The sequence below is a fragment of the Bacillus sanguinis genome (genome assembly GCF_018332475.1).
Classification (GTDB): Bacteria; Bacillota; Bacilli; order Bacillales; family Bacillaceae_G; genus Bacillus_A; species Bacillus_A sanguinis.
On sequence record NZ_BOQB01000418.1, the window covers coordinates 1 to 767 of the forward strand.

The 767-nt window shown below is 33.6% G+C and carries 1 protein-coding gene and 1 pseudogene; both read left to right on the forward strand.

Annotated elements, in window-relative coordinates; translation table 11 throughout:
- Positions 1–189: 189 nt before the first annotated feature.
- The gene (locus KI369_RS27015) at positions 190–342 is read left to right on the forward strand and encodes a hypothetical protein (RefSeq protein ID WP_212958639.1); all 153 of its coding nucleotides are present in this window, start codon (positions 190–192) and stop codon (positions 340–342) included.
- A 14-nt stretch (positions 343–356) separates the two neighbouring features.
- Positions 357–767 (forward strand): annotated as a pseudogene (locus tag KI369_RS27020) (amino acid permease); the annotation flags it as partial.

Sequence of the window (767 nt, forward strand, 5' to 3'; positions counted from 1 at the left end):
ATATGAAATGGATATAGAGGAGAGGCATGCCGTCTCTCCTTTCTCATACATTTTTTTAAACTTACAACTATAACTCAAATTTATTTGTTTAACTTTTAGACTCACAAGGTTTTAAATACATAATTAATTTTTGCGTAATAAAAGGATAAAAGATAAGAGATTATATTTGATGCGAAAGGGGCAGAAAAAATGAAATATGAAGCGTTATTTACAGTTGAGATTTCTGTAGGAAGTGAAAGAGTAGCAAACCATAAAATAAAGGCTCATAATGTCACTGATGTTATTAAAAAGCTTGCCGAGAAGTATTCAAGTGATCATGAGGGGCATTCTCAAAATGAATAAAGGAGAATAGTGATATGACCTGTCATGATGTTGAGAACGAAACGAAAGAAAAAAAAGATTTAAAATGGTGGCAACTCTCACTTATTGGGATTGGCTGTACAATAGGGACCGGTTTCTTTTTAGGATCCAGTATAGGAATTAAAATAGGTGGTTCGTCAATTATTCTTATTCTTATTTTAACTGGATTTACTACTTATATTGTATTTGAAGCATTGGCAAAAATGGCTGTAGAAGATCCGCAAAAAGGATCTTTTCGCATATACTCAAAAAAAGCTTTTGGAAATTGGGCGGGTTTTAGTCATGGATGGACATACTGGTGTTCTGAACTGCTTATTATGGGCAGCCAGTTAAGTGCGTTAGGAATCTTTTCACGCTACTGGTTTCCTAAAATACCATTATGGATATTTGCTGCTATATACGGAGTA